The sequence below is a fragment of the Nocardiopsis endophytica genome (genome assembly GCF_027706725.1).
Classification (GTDB): Bacteria; Actinomycetota; Actinomycetes; order Streptosporangiales; family Streptosporangiaceae; genus Nocardiopsis_A; species Nocardiopsis_A endophytica.
Genome location: NZ_JAQFWQ010000007.1, coordinates 18,002 through 36,309 on the forward strand (window position 1 = coordinate 18,002; position 18,308 = coordinate 36,309).

At 75.9% G+C, this 18,308-nt stretch carries 19 protein-coding genes; 11 read left to right on the top strand and 8 right to left on the bottom strand.

Annotated elements, in window-relative coordinates; all coding sequences use genetic code 11:
• Positions 1 to 63: 63 nt before the first annotated feature.
• The gene (locus O4J56_RS03905) at positions 64 to 621 is read left to right on the top strand and encodes a TIGR03086 family metal-binding protein (RefSeq protein ID WP_270683680.1); all 558 of its coding nucleotides are present in this window, start codon (positions 64 to 66) and stop codon (positions 619 to 621) included.
• A 24-nt stretch (positions 622 to 645) separates the two neighbouring features.
• Positions 646 to 957, top strand: coding sequence for a LysE family translocator (locus O4J56_RS03910; RefSeq protein ID WP_270683681.1), 312 nt, complete (start codon positions 646 to 648; stop codon positions 955 to 957).
• A gap of 399 nt (positions 958 to 1,356) precedes the next feature.
• On the opposite strand, the gene O4J56_RS03915 is transcribed toward O4J56_RS03910, so the two are convergent.
• Positions 1,357 to 2,121, bottom strand: a complete 765-nt coding sequence (locus tag O4J56_RS03915; RefSeq protein ID WP_270683682.1) for a DUF1326 domain-containing protein — start codon at positions 2,119 to 2,121, stop codon at positions 1,357 to 1,359.
• A gap of 544 nt (positions 2,122 to 2,665) precedes the next feature.
• Between O4J56_RS03915 and O4J56_RS03920 the strand changes: the two genes are divergently transcribed.
• Entirely contained in the window at positions 2,666 to 4,579 is a 1,914-nt protein-coding gene (locus O4J56_RS03920; RefSeq protein ID WP_270683683.1) for a DEAD/DEAH box helicase, read from the top strand.
• A gap of 242 nt (positions 4,580 to 4,821) precedes the next feature.
• Entirely contained in the window at positions 4,822 to 5,151 is a 330-nt protein-coding gene (locus O4J56_RS03925; RefSeq protein WP_408639080.1) for a Tn3 family transposase, read from the top strand.
• Here O4J56_RS03925 and O4J56_RS03930 read toward each other — a convergent pair.
• Entirely contained in the window at positions 5,086 to 5,715 is a 630-nt protein-coding gene (locus O4J56_RS03930) for a class I SAM-dependent methyltransferase (protein ID WP_270683684.1), read from the bottom strand. The two genes, O4J56_RS03925 and O4J56_RS03930, sit on opposite strands and share 66 nt — an antisense overlap.
• A 95-nt stretch (positions 5,716 to 5,810) precedes the next feature.
• Here O4J56_RS03930 and O4J56_RS03935 point away from each other — a divergent pair, with 95 nt between their 5' ends.
• On the top strand, positions 5,811 to 6,290 hold the full coding sequence (locus tag O4J56_RS03935) for a hypothetical protein (RefSeq protein ID WP_270683685.1): 480 nt from the start codon (positions 5,811 to 5,813) through the stop codon (positions 6,288 to 6,290).
• 192 nt (positions 6,291 to 6,482) lie between these two features.
• Here O4J56_RS03935 and O4J56_RS03940 read toward each other — a convergent pair whose 3' ends face one another.
• Together O4J56_RS03940 and O4J56_RS03945 are read right to left on the bottom strand one after the other, a co-directional pair.
• A complete protein-coding gene (locus O4J56_RS03940) occupies positions 6,483 to 7,349 on the bottom strand; it encodes a GNAT family N-acetyltransferase (protein ID WP_270683686.1) in 867 nt (288 codons plus the stop codon).
• Between the two features lie 73 nt (positions 7,350 to 7,422).
• Positions 7,423 to 8,043 (bottom strand): GNAT family N-acetyltransferase, encoded by a 621-nt coding sequence (locus tag O4J56_RS03945; RefSeq protein ID WP_270683687.1) that lies wholly within the window; start codon positions 8,041 to 8,043, stop codon positions 7,423 to 7,425.
• A 111-nt stretch (positions 8,044 to 8,154) separates the two neighbouring features.
• Between O4J56_RS03945 and O4J56_RS03950 the strand changes: the two genes are divergently transcribed.
• The 3 genes from O4J56_RS03950 (at position 8,155) to O4J56_RS03960 (ending at position 10,529) form a co-directional block, all read left to right on the top strand.
• Positions 8,155 to 8,733 carry a helix-turn-helix domain-containing protein gene (locus tag O4J56_RS03950; protein ID WP_270683688.1) on the top strand — a complete coding sequence of 193 codons (579 nt, stop codon included), beginning with the start codon at positions 8,155 to 8,157 and terminating at the stop codon, positions 8,731 to 8,733.
• 86 nt (positions 8,734 to 8,819) lie between these two features.
• Positions 8,820 to 9,788, top strand: coding sequence for a GlxA family transcriptional regulator (locus tag O4J56_RS03955; protein WP_270683689.1), 969 nt, complete (start codon positions 8,820 to 8,822; stop codon positions 9,786 to 9,788).
• 102 nt (positions 9,789 to 9,890) lie between these two features.
• Positions 9,891 to 10,529, top strand: coding sequence for a DJ-1/PfpI family protein (locus O4J56_RS03960; RefSeq protein ID WP_270683690.1), 639 nt, complete (start codon positions 9,891 to 9,893; stop codon positions 10,527 to 10,529).
• Positions 10,530 to 11,210: 681 nt separating this feature from the next.
• On the opposite strand, the gene O4J56_RS03965 is transcribed toward O4J56_RS03960, so the two are convergent.
• Together O4J56_RS03965 and pdxR are read right to left on the bottom strand one after the other, a co-directional pair.
• Positions 11,211 to 11,828: a class I SAM-dependent methyltransferase gene (locus O4J56_RS03965; RefSeq protein WP_270683691.1), complete on the bottom strand. Its 618-nt coding sequence runs from the start codon at positions 11,826 to 11,828 to the stop codon at positions 11,211 to 11,213.
• A 347-nt stretch (positions 11,829 to 12,175) separates the two neighbouring features.
• Entirely contained in the window at positions 12,176 to 13,669 is a 1,494-nt protein-coding gene (gene pdxR, locus O4J56_RS03970; RefSeq protein WP_270683692.1) for a MocR-like pyridoxine biosynthesis transcription factor PdxR, read from the bottom strand.
• Between the two features lie 29 nt (positions 13,670 to 13,698).
• On the opposite strand from pdxR, the gene O4J56_RS03975 reads away from it, so the two are divergent.
• The 3 genes from O4J56_RS03975 (at position 13,699) to O4J56_RS03985 (ending at position 16,262) form a co-directional block, all read left to right on the top strand.
• The gene (locus O4J56_RS03975) at positions 13,699 to 14,328 is read left to right on the top strand and encodes a LysE family translocator (protein WP_270683693.1); all 630 of its coding nucleotides are present in this window, start codon (positions 13,699 to 13,701) and stop codon (positions 14,326 to 14,328) included.
• Between the two features lie 48 nt (positions 14,329 to 14,376).
• Positions 14,377 to 15,063 (top strand): B3/B4 domain-containing protein, encoded by a 687-nt coding sequence (locus O4J56_RS03980; protein ID WP_270683694.1) that lies wholly within the window; start codon positions 14,377 to 14,379, stop codon positions 15,061 to 15,063.
• A gap of 302 nt (positions 15,064 to 15,365) precedes the next feature.
• Positions 15,366 to 16,262, top strand: coding sequence for a hypothetical protein (locus tag O4J56_RS03985; protein ID WP_270683695.1), 897 nt, complete (start codon positions 15,366 to 15,368; stop codon positions 16,260 to 16,262).
• 25 nt (positions 16,263 to 16,287) lie between these two features.
• Here the strand turns inward: O4J56_RS03985 and O4J56_RS03990 are convergent, their stop codons facing one another.
• Positions 16,288 to 16,776 (bottom strand): hypothetical protein, encoded by a 489-nt coding sequence (locus O4J56_RS03990; protein ID WP_270683696.1) that lies wholly within the window; start codon positions 16,774 to 16,776, stop codon positions 16,288 to 16,290.
• 531 nt (positions 16,777 to 17,307) lie between these two features.
• A complete protein-coding gene (locus O4J56_RS03995; RefSeq protein ID WP_270683697.1) occupies positions 17,308 to 18,294 on the bottom strand; it encodes a TIGR00730 family Rossman fold protein in 987 nt (328 codons plus the stop codon).
• Between the last annotated feature and the right edge of the window lie 14 nt (positions 18,295 to 18,308).

Consider the following 18,308-nt stretch of genomic DNA (forward strand, 5'->3'; position numbering starts at 1 on the left):
GCCGGCGGGGGAGTCCAAGGGGGAGATGGGGCGGCACGAGCGCCCGCCCCCGAGGAGGACCCTGTGATCGATCTGAAGCCGGCCTGCTCGCACCTGGCCGCCTTGGCCGGGGCGATCGGGGACGGCGAGGCGGACCTGTCCACGCCCTGCGCCGACTACACCGTCGCCGACCTGCTGGACCACCTCGGTGTCGTGGCCCGCGGGTTCGCCGCGCTCGGGCGCGGCGGGCCGGGGCCGGGCTCCGAGGACGCCGGCGGCGGCGGGCGGGGGCCCACGGAGCTCGGCGGGCTCCTGGCCGAGCTGGGGCGGGCCTGGGACGACCCTGCGGCCTGGCAGGGCCGCGCCGACGCCGCCGGGGTCGGGCTGCCCCGCCAGGTGTGGGGCAGGATCGCCCTGACCGAGGTGGTCGTGCACGGCTGGGACCTGGCCCGGGCCACCGGGCGCGGCTTCGACCCGCCCGAGGCGGCCGTGCGGGCGTGCCTGGAGCACGTGGCCGACTTCGTCCCCAAGGCGCCCGTGCCCGAGCTGTGGGGGCCGGAGGTGCCGGTGGGGCCGGGGGCGCCGCTGCTGGACCGGGTGGTGGCCATCACCGGCCGCGACCCCGGGTGGACGGCCCCCTGAAGCCCTGGCGGAGCAGGCGGGGCCGTGCCGCCGCGTTCGTGGTGGCCGGGGTTGCGGCCGGGGCTGGTCACCAACGCCGCCGACCCCGAGGCGGCGGTGTTCGCGGTCTCCTTCCTGCCGCAGTTCGTGCCCTCCGGCGCCCCGGTGCTGCCGTTCCTGCTGGTGCCGGCCGTGCTGTGGACCCTGGTCGACCTGGCCTGGTACGGGCCGGCGGCGTGGGCGGTGGGGCTGGTGCGCCGGGCCTTCGCCCGTTCTGCGGTGCGGCGGTGGATGGAGGCGGTCTCGGGCACGGTGCTGGTGGGGCCGGGCGTGCGGGTGGCGGCCGCGGCCCGCTGACCGCTGGAGGAGGGGCAGGTTCCCGGGGCGCGGTCCGACGGGCGCCTCGCGTCACGGCCGCGGCCTGCCGGTCCTGGTCGGCGTTCGGCGTCGGCCCCGCAGGCCGGAGTGGCCGCGCGGGCGGACACACGGGGCTCACGAACCCGGCGCCGGTCTCGGGAGGACGGGTTCCCCGAGACCGGCGAGGACGCGGCGCGGCGGCGAGCCCGCCCTCCGGGGGCGTCCCCCTGCCGGCTGCGCCGGCGCCTCGGGGCGGTGGAGAGCCGAGTGCCTGTGGCCCCCTGCCTCCGGCGCGACTTCGCGCTCGGCGCGGCGACCTGGCACGACCGGCTGGGTGGCGCCCGGGCGAGCGGTCGCTGACCGCCTGCGACCACCGACCGCGCATCCGCCGTCGACCGTCTACGGGCGCCAGTCGAAGGCGAAGTGTTTGCTGGAGCCGCCCTTGTAGGGGTGGGAGAAGGTGAAGCCGACGGCGTGGTCCTCCTGCACCACGCCCCAGGTGGCGACCTGGCCGGGGCCGACCTCGGCGCCGGGGGCGTTGTGGAGCTGGACGCGGCGGGAGGGGTCGGCGGTGGGGCCGGTCAGGGCGGTGGCCCGGGCGCGGACCAGGTCGGGGATCTCGACCTGCCAGGAGGACAGGTCGGCCTCGGCGCGGAAGTCGATGGGGGCGTGCTCGACGGCGCGCAGCTCGCCGATGAGGGAGCCGAAGGTGCCGGGCCAGCCGCCCTCCTTTCCGGTGAAGATGCGCTCGAGGGCCTGGCGCTGGGCGGGGCCGCCCTTGGCATCGATGTAGAACATGAGCGTCATCAGGGCGTCGGGGTCGTCGATCCACATGTTGCCCTGGAACTGGCCCAGGGCGACCACGCCCAGGCCGGACAGGTCGGTTCCGCCGTAGTGGCCCTCGTGGACCTGCCAGGCCAGGGTGAACAGGCAGGCGCCGCCGGTGGGTGCCTGGGCGAAGGTGCAGGGGCAGGGCAGGGAGCAGCTGCACACGTCGAACCACTCGCCGCGCAGGTGCCAGTCGGCGCCGGGTTCGACGGCGGGGGCGGGGGCCTGGGCCAGGCGCCGGTCGAGGGCCTGGGCGAAGGCGGCCCCGTGGGCGTGGGGGTGGTCGTGGCCGCCGGTGGCGCCGTGGGGGCGGTGGTCGGTGCCGGTGCCGCACATGCCGATCAGCTCCTTTTCCGAAGAACGTCCCGTGGATACCCCCTCGGGGTATGTGTGGAACACTGGCATACCCCCCGTGGGTAGTCAAGGGGCGGTGGGGCGCCCCGCCGCGCCCGGGCGGAGCTTCGCAGGTCAGGACGCCGACCGGGGTGCCGTGGGCCCCCTCCGGGCGCCGCCTGCGGCACCGGGACCGCCCGCGCAACCGGGCCCGAGGGCAGGGGCCGGCGCCGCGCCCCCGGGCCCGCCCGCGGTGTGCTTCTGGTCTCCCCGCCCGCCCCCGGTGCCCGGGCACCGCCCCTCATCGCCTAGGCTGGGGGCGCGGCCGGAGCCAGTGACCGTCGGGGAGGCCGCGACCCTTGAGCGCCCGCGGCCCCATGCGTTGGGGGCCGGAACCGGGTATGCGGCGAGAGCGCACTGCGGACGCGCGGCGCCGCGAGGGACAGGTCCGCGCCCATCCACCCCGCAGCAGCCTGCGGGCGCCTCCGAGCGCCCGCACCGCGCGATGCCCCGACGGACACCGACGCCCGCGTCCTTTTGGAGATCCATGGCATCCGCCGCATCCGCAATCGCCGACCACGGCACCACCACCGAGAACGACCCCGAGCCCGTGCTCGAGGCGCCCGAGGCCCTGCCCGAGGAGGGCGCCGAGGCCCCCGAGGGCGCAGACGCCCCGGCCGCCCAGGAGGAGGCCCCCGAGGGCTTCGCCGCCCTGCCCCTGGGCCCGCGCGTGCAGGCCTCGGTGGCCCAGGCCGGGTTCACCGACCCCACGCCCATCCAGCGCGAGGCCATCCCGCCGCTGGTCGCCGGGCGCGACCTGCTCGGCCAGGCCGCCACCGGCACCGGCAAGACCGCCGCCTTCGCCCTGCCCATCCTGCAGATGCTCGCCGACCGGCCCGAGCGAACCTCCGGCGCCCCGGCCGCCCTGATCCTGGTGCCCACCCGCGAGCTGGCGGTGCAGGTGTGCGAGGCGGTGGAGACCCTGGGCGCCGCCGCCCGCGCCCGCGTGCTGCCCGTCTACGGCGGCACCCCCATCGGGCGCCAGCTGCGCGCCCTGGAGCGCGGCGTGGACGCGGTGGTGGCCACCCCGGGCCGCGCCCTGGACCTGATGGGCCGCGGCGGCCTGGTGCTGGACCGGCTGTCCATGGCGGTGCTGGACGAGGCCGACGAGATGCTCGACATGGGCTTCGCCGAGGACATCGAGCAGATCCTGGAGCAGACCCCGGCCGACTGCCAGCGGGTGCTGTTCTCGGCGACCATGCCCTCGCGCATCGAGGCGCTGGCCCAGAGCCACCTGAGCGACCCGGTGCGGGTGCGCATCGCCCCCGAGAAGCAGGCCCAGGGCGAGGCCCCGCGCGTGCGCCAGTGCGCCTACCTGGTGCCGCGCGGCTACAAGGAGGCGGCGCTGGCCCGGCTGCTGGAGGCCGAGGACCCCGGCGCGGCCATCGTGTTCTGCGCCACCCGCGAGGAGGTCGAGCGGGTCACCGAGGCGATGAACGCGCGCGGCCGCCGGGCCGAGGCCCTGCACGGCGGCATGGGCCAGGAGCACCGCGACCGGGTCATGGGGCGCCTGCGCTCGGGCGCGGCCGACCTGCTGGTGGCCACCGACGTGGCCGCCCGCGGCATCGACGTGGACCACCTGACGCACGTGGTCAACTTCGGGCTGCCCGCGGCCCCCGAGTCCTACGTGCACCGCACGGGCCGGGTCGGGCGCGCCGGGCGCGAGGGCGTGGCGCTGACCGTGATCGAGCCGCGCGACCAGCGGCGCCTGAAGGCGGTGCGCCGCGCCACGGCCAGCCCGATCGAGGTCGAGCAGGTGCCCACCGTCGAGCAGATGCGGCGCCGCCGCCTGGAGCGCACCCGCCAGGCGCTGCACCGGGCGCTGTCGCAGGACGGGGGCGCCCGCGGCGACGCGACGGCCGCCCCCTCGGAGCTGGAGGAGGTCCTGGGGTCGCTGCGCGAGGAGTTCGGGGCCGAGCAGGTCGCGCTGGAGGCGCTGCGCATGGCGCACGGGGCGCTGGCCCCGGCCGCCGAGGGCGAGCAGGAGATCCCGCAGGTCCCGGTGCGCCCCGAGGCCGACCGGCGCGGGCGCCGCGGTGAGCGGCCCGAGCGGGACCGGGGCTCCCAGGGCCCGGGCCGCCGCCCCGGGCGCGGCCCCTCGGGCGATCGGGTGCGCCTGTTCGTGGGGGCCGGGCGCAGCGCCCGGGTGCGCCCGCAGGACCTGGTGGGCGCGATCGCCGGCGAGGCGGGCCTGAGCGGCCGCGACATCGGCGCCATCGAGATTGCCGAGCGGTTCTCCCTGGTGGAGGTGCCCGCCTCGGACGCCGACCGGGTGATCGACGCCCTGCAGGGCGCGATGATCAAGGGCCGCAAGGCGGTCGTGCGGCGCGACGCCCGCGAGGGCGGCGGGCCGCGCCAGGCCCCCAAGCGCCGCCCGGCGGGCCGCGGCCCCCGCGACTGAGCCGGACAGCGGCCCCGGCGAGCGGCCGGGGCGGTTGAGCAGGGAACGTGGGGGGCGGCGCATGCGCCGCCCCCCACCGTCGTGCGCGCCGGGGCCGCACCGCCCGTGCGGGGCGGTGCGTCGATGCGGCCGGCCATGGGGCGGAAACGGAGAGCGACACATTCCGTGGGGTGGTGCGGTGACGCCGGCGGCCGGGTGAACGCCGCGGCGCCCGACCGGCGCCTTCAGAAAACCAACGTTTGTTGAAGCGGCGGGCCGAAGCGGCGCGCTTCGGGTTCCAGGTCGATGCCCGCCGGGGCCGACGCCACCAGGGCGACCAGCTCGGCGCCTTGGGCCTGGTGCTCAACGCCGTGGTGTGGTGGAACAGCCTCTACATCGACGTCGCCGTGACCCGGCTCCGGGCCGAAGGCTTCCCCGCCACTGAGGAGATGTGCGCCCGCCTGTCCCCACTGGGGTTCGACCACATCACTAGGGCACCGACCGTCCGGTGCGCAGAGTCGACGGACCTACGGGCGGCGGGCCAGCAGATGGGTGTCGAGGAAGCCCCGTTCGGAGGCCGGGTCGTGGAGTAGTCGCGCGAAGGGAACGAGCCCGGCGTCGGCCAGTAGCTCGGCCAGGCACTCCGCTGGCCAGCTGTAGGCAGGCGCCACTTTGTGGTCGAATCGGACCGGCTCTGGCCCGTCCGTGCCGAAGCAGGAGACGAGGAGCAGGCCGCCCGGTGCCAGGACGCGGACTTGCTCGGCGAGCAGCTTCGGCACGTCCCCCGGAGGGGTGTGGATCATCGAGTAGTGGGCCAGCACGCCGCCGAGCGCGCCGTCCTCGATCGGCAGGGACTCCATCCGCGCCTGCTGGAAGCGCAGCTTCGGATGAGCTCTGCTGGCGTGGTCGATCATGCCCGGGGAGAGGTCGAGCCCGACGGCGTTCAGGCCCAGTTCGTTCAGCATGGCCGTCAGATGTCCGGGGCCGCATCCGACGTCCGCTGCCCGTAAGTTGCCCATCGAGCGCACCAGTTCGGCGAATGTGGCGACCATGGCCCGGGAGAACGGTTGTGTCTCCAGGCGGTTGGCGAACAGCGACGCGTAGAGCTCGACGACCCCGTCGTAGGCTGCCCTGGTCTCGTCCTGATGATCTGCCACGAACAGGACCCTACAGTCGATCCTGGCCAACCCCCAATCTGTCGGAGAATCGATCCGTTTCCCCACACCTCAGCGCTTGGTGCCAGCATGGTCAGATGGCCGGTCTGCTCTGGGATGACGTGAAGGACCTGTTCGACCCCCACACCATGGGCTCATTGCCGGACCTGCGGGTCCCCAACACCACGGTGAACGACTGGCAGAGTCTCCTCGACCTGATCGTCGAGCGCGGGTGGGAGCACCGGCACTCCGAAGGCGACGCCGTGGTCCCCTTGCCCCGGGCACAGACCGTGCTGTCCCGTGCCGCCGACGCCGAGTGCCCCGAGCTGCGGGTGTGGCCGAGTGACGGGGTGCTCGCGATCTTCCGCTTCTACGCTGTGGACGAGATCGACTTCGACGTGGACCTGCGCGAACTCCAGGGGCAGGAACGGCTGGACACCCTGTGCGGCTTCCTCGCAGCGATCGGCCGATGCCTGGGCAGACCCGTCCTGATGGATCCCGAAGGCGACTGCGGTCATCCGGTCCTGGGGTTCGACGTCCACACCGGCCGTGTCACCCGCCTGGCCGAACCACAGTGACCAGGCCGTCCTGATTTCCGGTCGACACGTTCAGTCCGACCCCGGACAACCCGGCCTTCAGTGTCCAACAAACGTTGGTTTCCTGAAGGCGCCGGTCGGGCGCCGCGGCGTTCACCCGGCCGCCGGCGTCACCGCACCACCCCACGGAATGTGTCGCTCTCCGAAACGACACCACACGGCGGGACGCCATCGTCACCCGGCACCGAACCGGTAACCGGCGAAGTCGGCGATGCGGGCGAAGCCGATGCGCCGGTACAGGGCGTTGCTGGTGGGGTTCGCCGGGTCGGTGAACAGGACGACCTCCCCGGCCCCCGCGGCGAGTGCGGCCCTGCTCGCCTCGGCCGTCACCGCCCCCGCGTACCCCCGCCCGCGGAAGCGGGCCGGGGTGTAGACCGGGTCCACCCGGACCATGCCTCCCACGACCGCGGTGGCCGCGGCCATCGAGACGGGGGCACCGTCCGGGGCCTGCCAGAACGTGAAGCGCCTGTCGCCGAAACGCGAGTCGTCCCAGGCGCCGGCGTCGATCAGGTCGATGGAGGACTTCTCGCCGACCTCGACGCAGAACTCGCGGCACCAGCGCACGACCTGTTCGCGGTCCCGCCCGCCCGCGGTGCGGCCGCGGCCCGGGGGACGCGGCGGGGCCAGCCCCTCCAGGCGGTACAGGTGCGCGCGCCAGAAGGGCTCCGTCCGCGTGTCCGCGTGCCGCCGCCACGCCTCGGCGAAGGCGCTGGCGGTGTCGTGGTCGGCGATGACGTGGAGGGGGCGGTGGCCCAGGCCGGACAGGTGGGAGGCCAGGCTGTCGGACTGCGCGGCGGACAGCGGTGTCAGCCCCAGCCGCCCGGCCGGTGTCAGGTAGCAGACCGCGCCGACCCCGCCCGCCGACTCCAGCAGGCCGAAGACGCCCGCTCCTGCGCCGTTCCCGGAGGCTCTGCTCGTCCGCAGCCTCTCGATGTCGGTCAGCGCCGTATTGTGCAGGGCGGGGCGCGATCCCAGGAATCCCCCGGCCCGGGCGAGGAAGGCGTCGACGTCGTGGGTGAGGTGCCAGTCTTCGGTGGGCATGCCCCATGGTCTACAGGGTGCGGCCCGGCAGTGCCCATGGGCCGGTACGGCTCCGGGACTTCACCCGGAACCGTCAATGGGAGCCGGTGGTGCCGCCGAAGCGGCCGAGCGCGCTCGCCTCGGCCGCCCGGTCCTCCTCTGGCGGGGCGCCCCTGAGGAGTGAGTACAGGTCCATGTCCCGGAGCTCGCCCGCGATCTGCATCCGTTCGCGCAGCACCCCCTCGCGGCGGAAGCCCGCGCGTTCGGCGGTGCGCCGGGAGGCCGTGTTCCACGGCTCCACGTACAGTTCCAGGCGCGGGACCGCCAGTCCGTGCAGAGCCCAGCCGGCGACCGCCTCAAGCGCCGCCGAGGCCGCTCCCCGCCCCCGGCCGGATCCGGCCATCCAGTACCCCAGGGACGCGCGCCCCCGGTCGAGGTCCTTGAGCCACAGGCCCACACTCCCTACGGGCCGGCCGCCGGGCGCGACGATGACGAACGGGTAGCCGCGGCCCGTCTCGGTCCTGTGCCACTGGCGCCGCACGAACGCCGCCCCTTCGGCGTCGGTGTAGGGGCGCGGAACCGTGGTGATCGCTGGGATGTAGTCGTCCCGGGAGGCCTGGCGGACCAGGTCGAGGTCCTCCTCCGACAGGCGCCAGGGCCGAAGGGTGATGCCTGCGCGTGCGGTGAGTCCGGGGACGCGGTCGGGCAGCTCCATGGGCGCATTGTGCCCCTCCGGTGCCGCGGCCCCGAACCCGCAGGGCCGGTGGGCGCGGTCCGGCCGCCCACGGTCGACCGGAGGTGCGGTTCCTGTGTCTAATCGCCTGACATGAGCTCATTCCCGGAGACCCCCCGACTGAGGTCGGTTCGCATCGCCTCCTCCGAGTACGCCATCGCCGCGAAAAGGCTTCGGCTGGCCGCGATCGCGGCCCATCTGCAAGGGGAACCGGTCGAGGTGATCGCCGAGGCGGCCGGAGTGACCCGCCAGACCGTCCACACCTGGGCGAGCCCCGGCGAGCTGCCCGTCCAGCGCCCCAAGGCCCACGTGAACGACCCGGTCCTCGTTCTCCACCGCCTCGACGGCGAGGGCCGTGTGGTGTGGGACGGCAGGGAGGGCGTCGTCGACGGTGTTGGCACCAGAGGCCGGGTCACGGTCGTCGTCCCGGGTGATCCGGTCGGCGTCCTCGCCGAGTCCCATGCCCGTGTGGGCGACCACACGGGCATGGGGCCCCGGCCGAAGGCGGGCGACATCGTGGTCTGCGAGGGCGCTCTGGGCCTGGTCGTGCAGGACGGCGGGCTCGGTGGCCGCATCCGGGTCCGTTCCGGCAAGAGGACTCGCCTGTGCGGGCGGTGGGCCATCGTCGTGACCAAGGGCGTGGGCAGCAGCCGGAACAGCCGGTGGGTATAGCGGGCGGCCGGGCGCGGGCGGGCGATGGCAGGAATGTTGGTGACCCCGTCATTGCCGACACGCCCGGCAGCGGACAGGCTGGGGCCATGAGCGAGCGCACCGTCGTCGTCGCCCTCTTCGAGGGCGTGCTGAGCCTGGACGTGGCCGGGCCCATGGAGGTCTTCGCCGTCGCCGACGCCTACAGCCGCGCCGAAGCAGGCGGGCCCGCCTACCGCGTCGTCCAGGCCAGCGCGGACGGGGCGGCGGTGCGCTGTTCCAGCGGACTGGGCATGGCCCCGCAGGCGTCCCTGGACGGGGTCGGGCCGATCGACACCCTGGTGGTGCCCGGCGGTCTGGGCACCCTGGAGCCCGACGGGCGCCTGGTGGAGTGGCTGGCCGCCAACGCCTCCTCGGCCCGCCGGGTGGTCTCGGTGTGCTCGGGGGCGTTCCTGCTGGCGCAGGCGGGCCTGCTGGACGGGCGGCGCGCCACCACCCACTGGAACCTGTGCGAGAGCCTGGCGCGCGGCTTCCCCCGGGTGCGGGTGGAGCCCGACCCCATCTTCGTGCGCGACGGGCAGGTGTCCACCTCGGCCGGGGTGACCGCCGGGATCGACCTGGCGCTGGCACTGGTGGAGGAGGACCTGGGCCAGGACGCGGCCCTGTGGGTGGCCCGGGTGCTGGTCGTCTACCTGCGCAGGCCCGGCGGGCAGGCCCAGTTCAGCACCCACCTGGCCTCCCGCGGCGCCGACCGTCCCTCGCTGCGCGAGCTGCAGCACTGGATCGAGGGCCACCCGGACGGGGACCTGTCGGTGGAGGCGCTGGCGGCCCGGTCCGGGTTCTCCCCGCGCCACTTCGCCCGGGTCTTCTCCCGCGAGGTGGGCATGACGCCGGGCCGGTACGTGGAGTCGGTGCGCCTGGACGCGGCGCGGCGCCGCCTGGAGGAGACCGACGAAGGGGTGGACGCGGTGGCGCGGGCGTGCGGGTTCGGGTCGGCCGAGGTGATGCGGCGGGCGTTCGCCCGCAGGCTGGGGTGCTCGCCCGGCCGCTACCGGATGCGGTTCCGCACGGCCGCGTGAGGTCCGTGTCCTGACGGTGGGGTGAAGGGGCCGCGCCCACAGGGGCGGCGCGGTCCGCCTATCCGCCGCACCCGTTGACAACTACGGAAAGTGAGGAATCGAATGCAGATCGCCATCGTCCTTTACGACCGGTTCACCGCCCTGGACGCGGTGGGGCCCTACGAGCTGCTCTCCCGCCTGCCCGGGGCCGAAACGGTGGTGTGCGCCGAGGAGCGGGGGCCGGTGCGCAGCGACACCGGTGTGCTGGGGGTCACCGCCGACGCGTCCCTGGAGGAGGTCCGCGCGCCCGACATCGTGCTGGTGCCCGGCGGCCCGGGCCAGGGCCTGCTGATGGAGCACGAGCCGCTGCTGGGGTGGCTGCGCGCCGTGGACGCGACGGCGACGTGGATGGCCACGGTGTGCACCGGGTCGCTGCTGCTGGCGGCGGCCGGCCTGCTCAAGGGCAGGCCCGCCACCACCCACTGGGCGGCGATGGAGGCACTGTCGGCGTACGGCGCCGTGCCTACCCCCGAGAGGGTGGTGCGCGACGGCAAGTACGTGACGGCGGCGGGGGTGTCGGCGGGCATCGACATGGCGCTGGAGCTGTGCGGGCGGATCGAGGGCGACGAGTTCGCCCAGGCCCTTCAGCTGGGCATCGAGTACGACCCGCAGCCGCCGTACTCGGCCGGGTCGCCCGCCACGGCCCCCGAGCACCTGGTGCGCACCCTTCGGGAGAGCCCCGAGAAGATCCTGGGCGGCTGAGGCGCCGCGCCCGGGGGCCGGGCCGCCGGGGCGGGCCCGGCCCCCGGGCGCATCGGAGGGGCGTGTCCCTTACAGGGGTGAAATCTCCACCCACCCGGGCCGGCCCGCCGGTGACGGCCCTGGGACGGGACCGGCCCGTCCTGAGCCGACCCCCGCCCTTCGGCGCGGCCGCCCCGGCCGCGGACACTCCGCCGTAGGCGGCCGGGATGCGCCCGAAACGCGCACCCGGTCGTGGACGGTGTCCCGCCGAGCAGTGGAACTTCCGCCGGTCGCGCCTGCCCACGGCGGGCCGTCGGCCAAGGCCCGAAGTCAGGTCGGCCCCGCCCCGGTCCCCCTCACGAACGGGCCGCCACGGTGCTGGGGGCGGTGCCGGGGTCGCCGTACACCTCGGTGAGCATCCGACGAGTCCGCTCGGGTGCTGTGACCTCCAGGTGGGCAGTGCGGTGGTCGATGCCGCCCCCCTCCTCCGCGGTGGCGGCAGGCCCATCCGTCCAAGACGATGCGCCGGGCGGGCCGCAGTCGCCCGGTCGGGGACAGGGGGAGCGCCTGCGGTGGGGCGCGAGGGCCTCCTGGAGCTTCGGTGCGGATCTCGCGGTCCACACCGGACCCGAGAAGGCCCTCTCCTCGTTCAAGGCCTTGTCAGGGCGGGTCGGGCGTTGCCGACGTGCCGGAACGACACACCTACGAGGAGCGGGGTTTGCGCCAGGTCAGCGAGTAGCGCCGCAGGACGTGGCGGCGGTAGCGCACCCCCGGCAGCAGGCGGCGGGCCGAGCGGCGCACCTGGGTGTAGCTCATCTGCGGGTCGGCCTCGGGCATGCCCTGCGGCCCCCGCGCCCTCCGCGCGACCTTGACCGCCCGCACCACGGGGGCGCAGGCGGCCCAGATCGCGAGGTCCGCTGGCCCCTCCTCCCGGGCCAGCCCGACCACCGCCAGCACCCCGCCGGGGCGCAGCAGCGCCCGCATGCGCTCCAGCGCCGCCGTGAAGTCCATGTGGTGCACGGTCGAGACCGAGCACACGAAGTCGAAGCCGCCCTCGGGCAGGTCGGCGGTCAAAAAGTCGCCGGAGACCAGTTCCAGCCCGGGCACGCCGGCATACCGGTCGCGTGCCTGGGCGATCATCTCGGGCGAGGAGTCGATCCCCGTGACCTCGGGACACACCGCAGCGAGCCGCCGGACCAGGAGCCCGTCCCCGCACCCCACGTCCAGCGCGCGGGCGCACGCGGAGGGCACGGCGCGCAGGATGCCGCGGTGGCGGGCGACGTTGGTGTTCCAGTACGGCGCAGGGGGCAGTGTCTCCATGCGCGCAACGGTAGATGGGATGCCGAGTGTTCTGACCGCGGGCGGTGCGCGGGGTGGCGGGTGGGAGCGCCCAGGACGGGCGTCTGCCGAAGGGAGGGCCGCCGGGTCGGGGAGCCCCGAGGGGTGCCCCGTCCAAGAGCGACAACGGCCGCGGTGGGAGCGCGCTCGGACGGGCGTGTCCATCCACCCGGACGACCAGTGGACCGAGTGCGCCCAACCGCATCTGCGCCGAACGGACATCACACCATCCCGGCGGCACCGGCGGGACTTGAGCGCATGCGGGCGGTGCGGGTAAGCGCGGGTGTGGCCCGGCTGAGCGGCGGAGGCGGCTCCGCCCGGAGTGCCCATCACCCCGCTCGCGCCAGCGCGCGGGCGAGCATGTCGGCCGCCTCGTCCATGCGCCCGGCTGGGGTCGCGGCATAGCCCAGCACCAGCCCCGGCTCCCCGGGACGCACCCGGTGCCAGGACAGCGGGTGCGCCTTGGCCCCCTCGCGCAGCGCCGCGCGCGCCAGGGCCGTGTCGTCCAGGGCGCCGGAGTCGCCGGGGAAGGTGACCGTCAGGTGCAGGCCCGCGGCCGCCCCGTGCACGCGGGCGCGGGGCAGGTGCTGGGCCAGCGCGGCGATGAGGGCGTCGCGCCGCCGACGGTGGCGCCTGCGCAGCAGGCGCAGGTGGCGCTCCAGCTCGCCCGACTCCATCAGGCGCGCCAGCACCAGCTGCGGCAGCACGGCGCTGCCCAGGTCGGCGAAGCGCTTGGCCTCCACCAGGGCGCCGTGGTGGCGCTCGGGGGCCAGGGCCCAGCCCAGCCGCAGCGCCGGGGCCAGCAGCTTGGACACGCTTCCGGTGTAGAAGACGTGGTCGGGCAGCATCGCGCGCAGGGCGGGCACCGGCGGGCGGTCGTAGCGGTGCTCAGCGTCGTAGTCGTCCTCGATGACCAGGCCGCCGGTGCCGCGGGCCCATTCGATGAGGGCGCGGCGCCGGTGGGGGGCCAGCACCGCGCCGGTGGGGTACTGGTGTGCGGGGGTGAGCAGGGCCGCCCCGGCGCCGCTGTCGTGCAGGTCGCTCACCCGCACCCCGTCGGGGTCGACGGGAACGGGAGGGGTGTCCATGCCCCAGTGCGCCAGGTGCTGGCGCACCCCCAGCGAGCCGGGGTCCTCCACCGCGACGGCCCCCACCCGCTCGGCGGCCAGGATGCGCGCCACCAGGCCCAGCGCCTGGGCGGTCCCGGCGACCACGACCAGCCGCCCGGGGTCGGCGCGGATGCCGCGGTTGCGGGCCAGCCAGGCGGCGGCCGCCGTGCGCAGCGGGGCCGCGCCGCGCGGGTCGCCGTAGCCGAGCAGGCCGGGGGAGGCCTGGGCCAGGACCGCGCGTTCGGCCCGCAGCCAGGCGGCGCGGGGGAAGGCGGCCAGGTCGGGCACGCCCGGGGTCAGGTCGATGGGGGCCTGTGCGGCGCGCAGGGCGTCGAAGACCTCTGGGCCGGGGGCGCCTGTGAAGGGGTCGGCGGGTGCGCGGGCGGTGCCTGCGGCCGGGGGCGCGGGGGCGGCGGCCGGGGCGGCGACGACCACGGTGCCGGCGCGGCCGCGGCCGGCCACGTGCCCGTCCTCGGCCAGGCGGCGGTAGGCCTCGGTGACGGTGCCGCGGGCCACCCCGAGCTCGGCGGCCAGGCGGCGGCCCGGGGGCAGGCGCGAGCCCAGGGGCAGGCGGCCGTCGCCGATGGCGGTGCGCACGCTCTCGGCGATCCAGTGGGACAGCCCGCCGGGCGGTGCGTGGGCGGGGTCGAGCTGGAGGAAGTCGGCGCCCGCCCGTTCGGACCAGTCGGGTGTGGTGTCTTTGGCTCTGTCCACCGGTCCATTGTGGCGGAAGGGTGGGGCCCATGGACGGTGCGGTGTCGGCGGAGTATCTGCTCACGTGCCTGGTGGTGGCCGCGCTGCCGGGCACCGGGGCGGTGTTCACCATGGCGGCCGCCGCGGGGCGCGGCGCGCGGGCCGGGGTGGTGGCGGCGCTGGCGTGCACGCTGGGCACGGTCCCGCACGCCGCCGTGGCGGTGGGCGGGCTGGCGGCGCTGATGCAGGCCGGGTCGGCGGTGTTCACCGCGGTGCGCTGGGCGGGCGTGGCCTACCTGCTGTTCCTGGCCTGGAGGCTGCTGCGCGAGCGCGGCCCGCTGGCGGCCCCGGCCCAGGAGGCCGGGGCGCCCACGGTGCTGCGGGTGCTGGCCTCGGGGGTGGCGGTCAACCTGCTCAACCCGAAGCTGACCGTGTTCTTCCTGGCGTTCCTGCCGCAGTTCGCGCCGGGCGGGGCGGGGGCCGGCGGGGCGGCGGTGATGGTAGTGCTCAGCGCGGTGTTCATGGCGGTCACCTTCGCGGTCTTCGCGGTGTACGGGGGCCTGGCCGCGCTGGTGCGCGGCCGGATCGGGCAGGGCGGGGCCGCGGGGGCCTGGGTGCGGCGCGCCTTCGCCGGGGCGTTCGCCGTGCTGGCGGTGCGCCTGGCGGTGGGCGGCGTGTGAGGCCCGCCCGGCACCGGGCGGGCGGAGGAGACGGAAAGGGGACGAGGTATGCGGTTCGAGCACTCCGATCGGGTCTGGGAGAAGTTCCCCTCCCTGGCGGCCGGCGTGGTGCGGGCGCGGGGCGTGGGCGGTCCGGCGCCGGTGTCCGAGGCGGTGTCGGCGTTCGAGAAGCGCGCGTGGGCGCGGGTGGAGGCCGAGGGGGAGCTGGAGTCGATCCGTGCGTGGAGGCGCGCTTTCGCGGCCATGGGGTTCAAGCCGACCAAGCACCGGTGCGCGGCCGAGTCGCTGCTGCGGCGCTGGCGCAAGGAGGGGGCGCTGCCACGGGTGCACCCGCTGGTGGACCTGTGCAACGCGGCCTCGCTGGCCTACGCGGTTCCGGTGGCGGTGATCGACGTCGCCGGGGTGGGCGGGGACCTGCTGGTGCGCCACGCCCGGGGCGGGGAGGAGTTCACCGACCTGTCGGGGCGGGTGGAGCGGGTCGAGCCGGGGGAGGTGGTCTACGCCCAGGGGGAGCGGGTGGCGCACTCGCGGCGCTGGGCGGGGCGCCAGAGTGCAGCCTCGGGTGTGGGGCCGGGCACGGATGAGGTGCTGATCGTGGCCGAGGGCCTGCACGAGGGGGCGGCCGGTGATGTGGGGGAACTGGCGGGTGAGTTGGAGGAGTGCCTGAGCGCGCTATGGGGGGCGCACACGTCCCGGGCGCTGCTGGACGGCCGCACGCGCACGTTCGAGTTCTGAGGGGGCGGGGCGCATGCAGGGCTTCCTGCGTCGGAGCGCGGCGTCGTGACGGGGGCGTGTCCCTTGCAGCGGCGTGATGTCCATTCGCCCGGTCGGCCCGCCGGTGACGGCCTCGCGTGGCCCCACCCAGCGCATGACGGTTTGAAGCGGCCTCGCCACTGAACTGGGATAACCGGCGCTCTCGGCGTTTCGGTCAGGACCGGCGCGCTGTCCTTCGGCGAGGCGGCCGGGCCGGAGGGGACGGCATGCCTCGGCCCCCTGCGCGATTGACACCTGGGGCGGTCGGTCGCCAGGCTTCGGCCGTGGATGTGTCCCAGCCGAAGCCCGCCCGCACCGCCGCAGACCGCGAGTGGCGGGCCGAGGACGGTGCGGCGGACTGGGCGCGTGCTCCCTCTGCGCTGGCGGGCGTGGACGCGATCGACTGGACCCGGCGCCACGACTGCCTGGGCGGGGTCGACCGTGTCCCCGCTCTGCTCGGCCGGGTGTGGGACGGCGCCGACGGCGCCGGCGCGCTCGCGGAACTGTTCGAGCGGCTGGTCCCCGACCACCTGATCTGCCCCGCGGTGTGCCTGCGCGATGCGACGCCCGCCGCCGCCCCCTTCCTGGCCAAGCTCGCCCAGGACCCGCGGACCCCCTCCCGCGAGGGCGTCATGGACCTGCTGATGCGCCTCGTGGACGCCGTCGACGAGGGGCCGGTCGAGGCCTGTTTCGGTGTGTGGCCCTCCGCCTGGCTGACCGCCTGCGGGCGGGCCCTGTGCACGACCCGCCCGCAGGTGTGGTTCGCCCTCCTGGATGCCGAACCGGATGCGCGACGCCGCCGGAGGGTGCTCCGGCTGCTGGCGTGCGCCGCACCCTTCGACGGGGGCGGGCCTGCGGCCCGGCTGTGGCGGGCGGTGCTCGACGCCCACGGCCCCGAGCACCTCGCCGAGCGCGTGATCGCCACCGCCTACGCATCCCGCGGCGATCCCTGGGTGTGGCGGGAGGATGAAGAGGAGTGGGTCGGACGGTTGCGGCGGTGGCTGGAGGAGGGGGCGGAAGCCGCATCCGGCACCGGCCCGGAGCGCACGGTCCGCCTGGCGCGCCTGGCCCTGGAGCACGTGCCGGAGTGGCTGCCCGATTCCGACCCCGACTCGGTCGCGGCCCTGGCCGGACTTCTCGATGAGGCCCCGCCCGAGGCGCGGCCGGGCGGGGCCCGGTAGGGCGGTGGGCGCCTCGAGGCGCCCCTCACTCGGCGGGTTCGATGCGCAGGACGGCGGTGCCGTCGCCGACCTCGACGACTTCGAGGGTCATGGCGTCGTTGACGGTCGCGACGGTGCCCGGCTCGCAGCTCAGGCTCACACCGCCTCCGCCCTGCGACGTCACCCCGCCGCCACCGGAGCACCCCGAGATGCTGTAGCCCGACCCCGTCAGCGGCGCGGCCATCTCGACCGCGTCGTCGGCGACGGCCGTCACCTCGATCGGTCCGAGGCCGAACTCCTGGGGCACGGCCACCGTGTCCCCTTCGGAGACCTCGATCTCGCAGGTGCCTTCAGCGCACGGGCCGGTGGGGGAGGGGGACGGGGCGGCGGCGTCCTCGGGTGAGGACGCCGAAGCCTGGGACCCGTCGGTCGGCTCCTCGGCGGAGGACCCGGCCGGCTGGTCAGGGGAGCACGCGGCGGTGGCGGCGAACACGACGGCCGCGACGACGGCCACAGCGGATGGCCTGGAACTCATCATGGCCCTCATGGAACCGCCTCCCCGTGCGTATACATAGGGGGTCAAGGCGCACATGATCACGGCGGGCCGCCTCGGCCGCCCGCGGTCGTCTCCGTTGGGGTGGTGCGACGCGCGTTCGACCAGGTCGGCCCGCCGGTGGCGGCCCTGGAACGGGACCGGCCCGTCTTCGGGGACGTGACCGGCGACCTGCCCTTCGGCGTGGCGGCCTCCGGCCGCCCGCCGGGGGCGGCCGCGGTGGACGAGAGTTCCGCCCCTTGGCGGGACACCATCCCGCCCGCCGGAGGAGCGGGGTGCCGGTCAGGGCTCCGAGGCCGTAGCGGCCCAGCCCCGTGACGGCCATGCCTGCCGTGCCTGGTGGAGCACCCGCGGAGGCTGCGGTCGGCGCCGCCTCCGCTCTGCGGATGCCGCTGCTCGGACCTCTGCACGGCGTGAGCTCACCACGCGACCCCGCCCCGGATGGCCCACTCGTCTGCGGCGGGCCAGGGGCCCGGAGGCGAGGCCACGGCCCGGCCCCTTCCTCTCCGGCGGCTATGCGGGCCCGTGCGTGTCGGGCCGCCACCCGGTGGCCGCGAGCGAGGCCACGGGTGCGAACAGCGGCTCGGGCAGCTTGTCCCAGTCGTGCCAGGACCAGCCCTCGGTCTTGTCGGGCTCGACGACCTCCGGCTCGCCCTGGGCCTCCACCCGGTGGTGCAGGGTGACGTAGTGCAGCCCCTCGGGCCCGAACAGGTCGTTGGTCCAGCAGATGGGGGAGATGCGCACCGCCCTCAGCCCCGTCTCCTCCCGCAGTTCGCGCGCCGCGGCCGCCTCGGGGGCCTCGGCCGCGTCCACCTTGCCCCCGGGGAAGGACCAGGTGCCCGACCCGTGGGCGCCTCTGCGCCGCCCCAGCAGTACCCGCCCCTCGCGCACCACCACGGTGCTGGCGCCCAGCAGCGGCCCGCGCGGCGGCACCTGCGGGGCCGCGCGGTCGGGGTCCCAGGCGCTGAGGCGGTCCAGCAGCGCGTCCGGCCGCCCGGCCGAGACGACGATGGCGCGGTGGCGGCGCCGGATCAGCCCCTGGCGGGTGAAGTGGTCGAGCAGGCGCGCCAGGTCGCTCCAGTAGCCGCCCACGTCCAGCAGCCCGACGGGCTTGGCGTGCAGCCCGGCCTGGGTCCAGGAGGCCGCCTCGGCGATGTGGTCCAGGGTGTCCAGGCCGCCGGGCAGGGCGATGAAGGCGTCGGCCAGTTCGGCCAGGGCGGACTTGCGCTCGTGGTGGGTGGCCACCGTGCGCAGGTCGCGCAGGCCCGGGTGGAGGGTCTCCCGGGTGCGCATCGACTGGGGCACCACGGCGGTGGCGCGCCCTCCGGCGGCCAGCGCGGCGTCGGCCACGCGCCCGGCCAGGCCTCCGGCGGCGCCGCCGTAGACGAGGCCGATCCCGCGTTCGGCGAGCAGGGCGCCCAGTTCCTCGGCGGCGCGGGTGTAGGAGGGGTCGGTGCCCGGGTCGGACCCGGCGAGGACGCAGACGCGGTGGAGGGTCATGGGGCACATGCTCG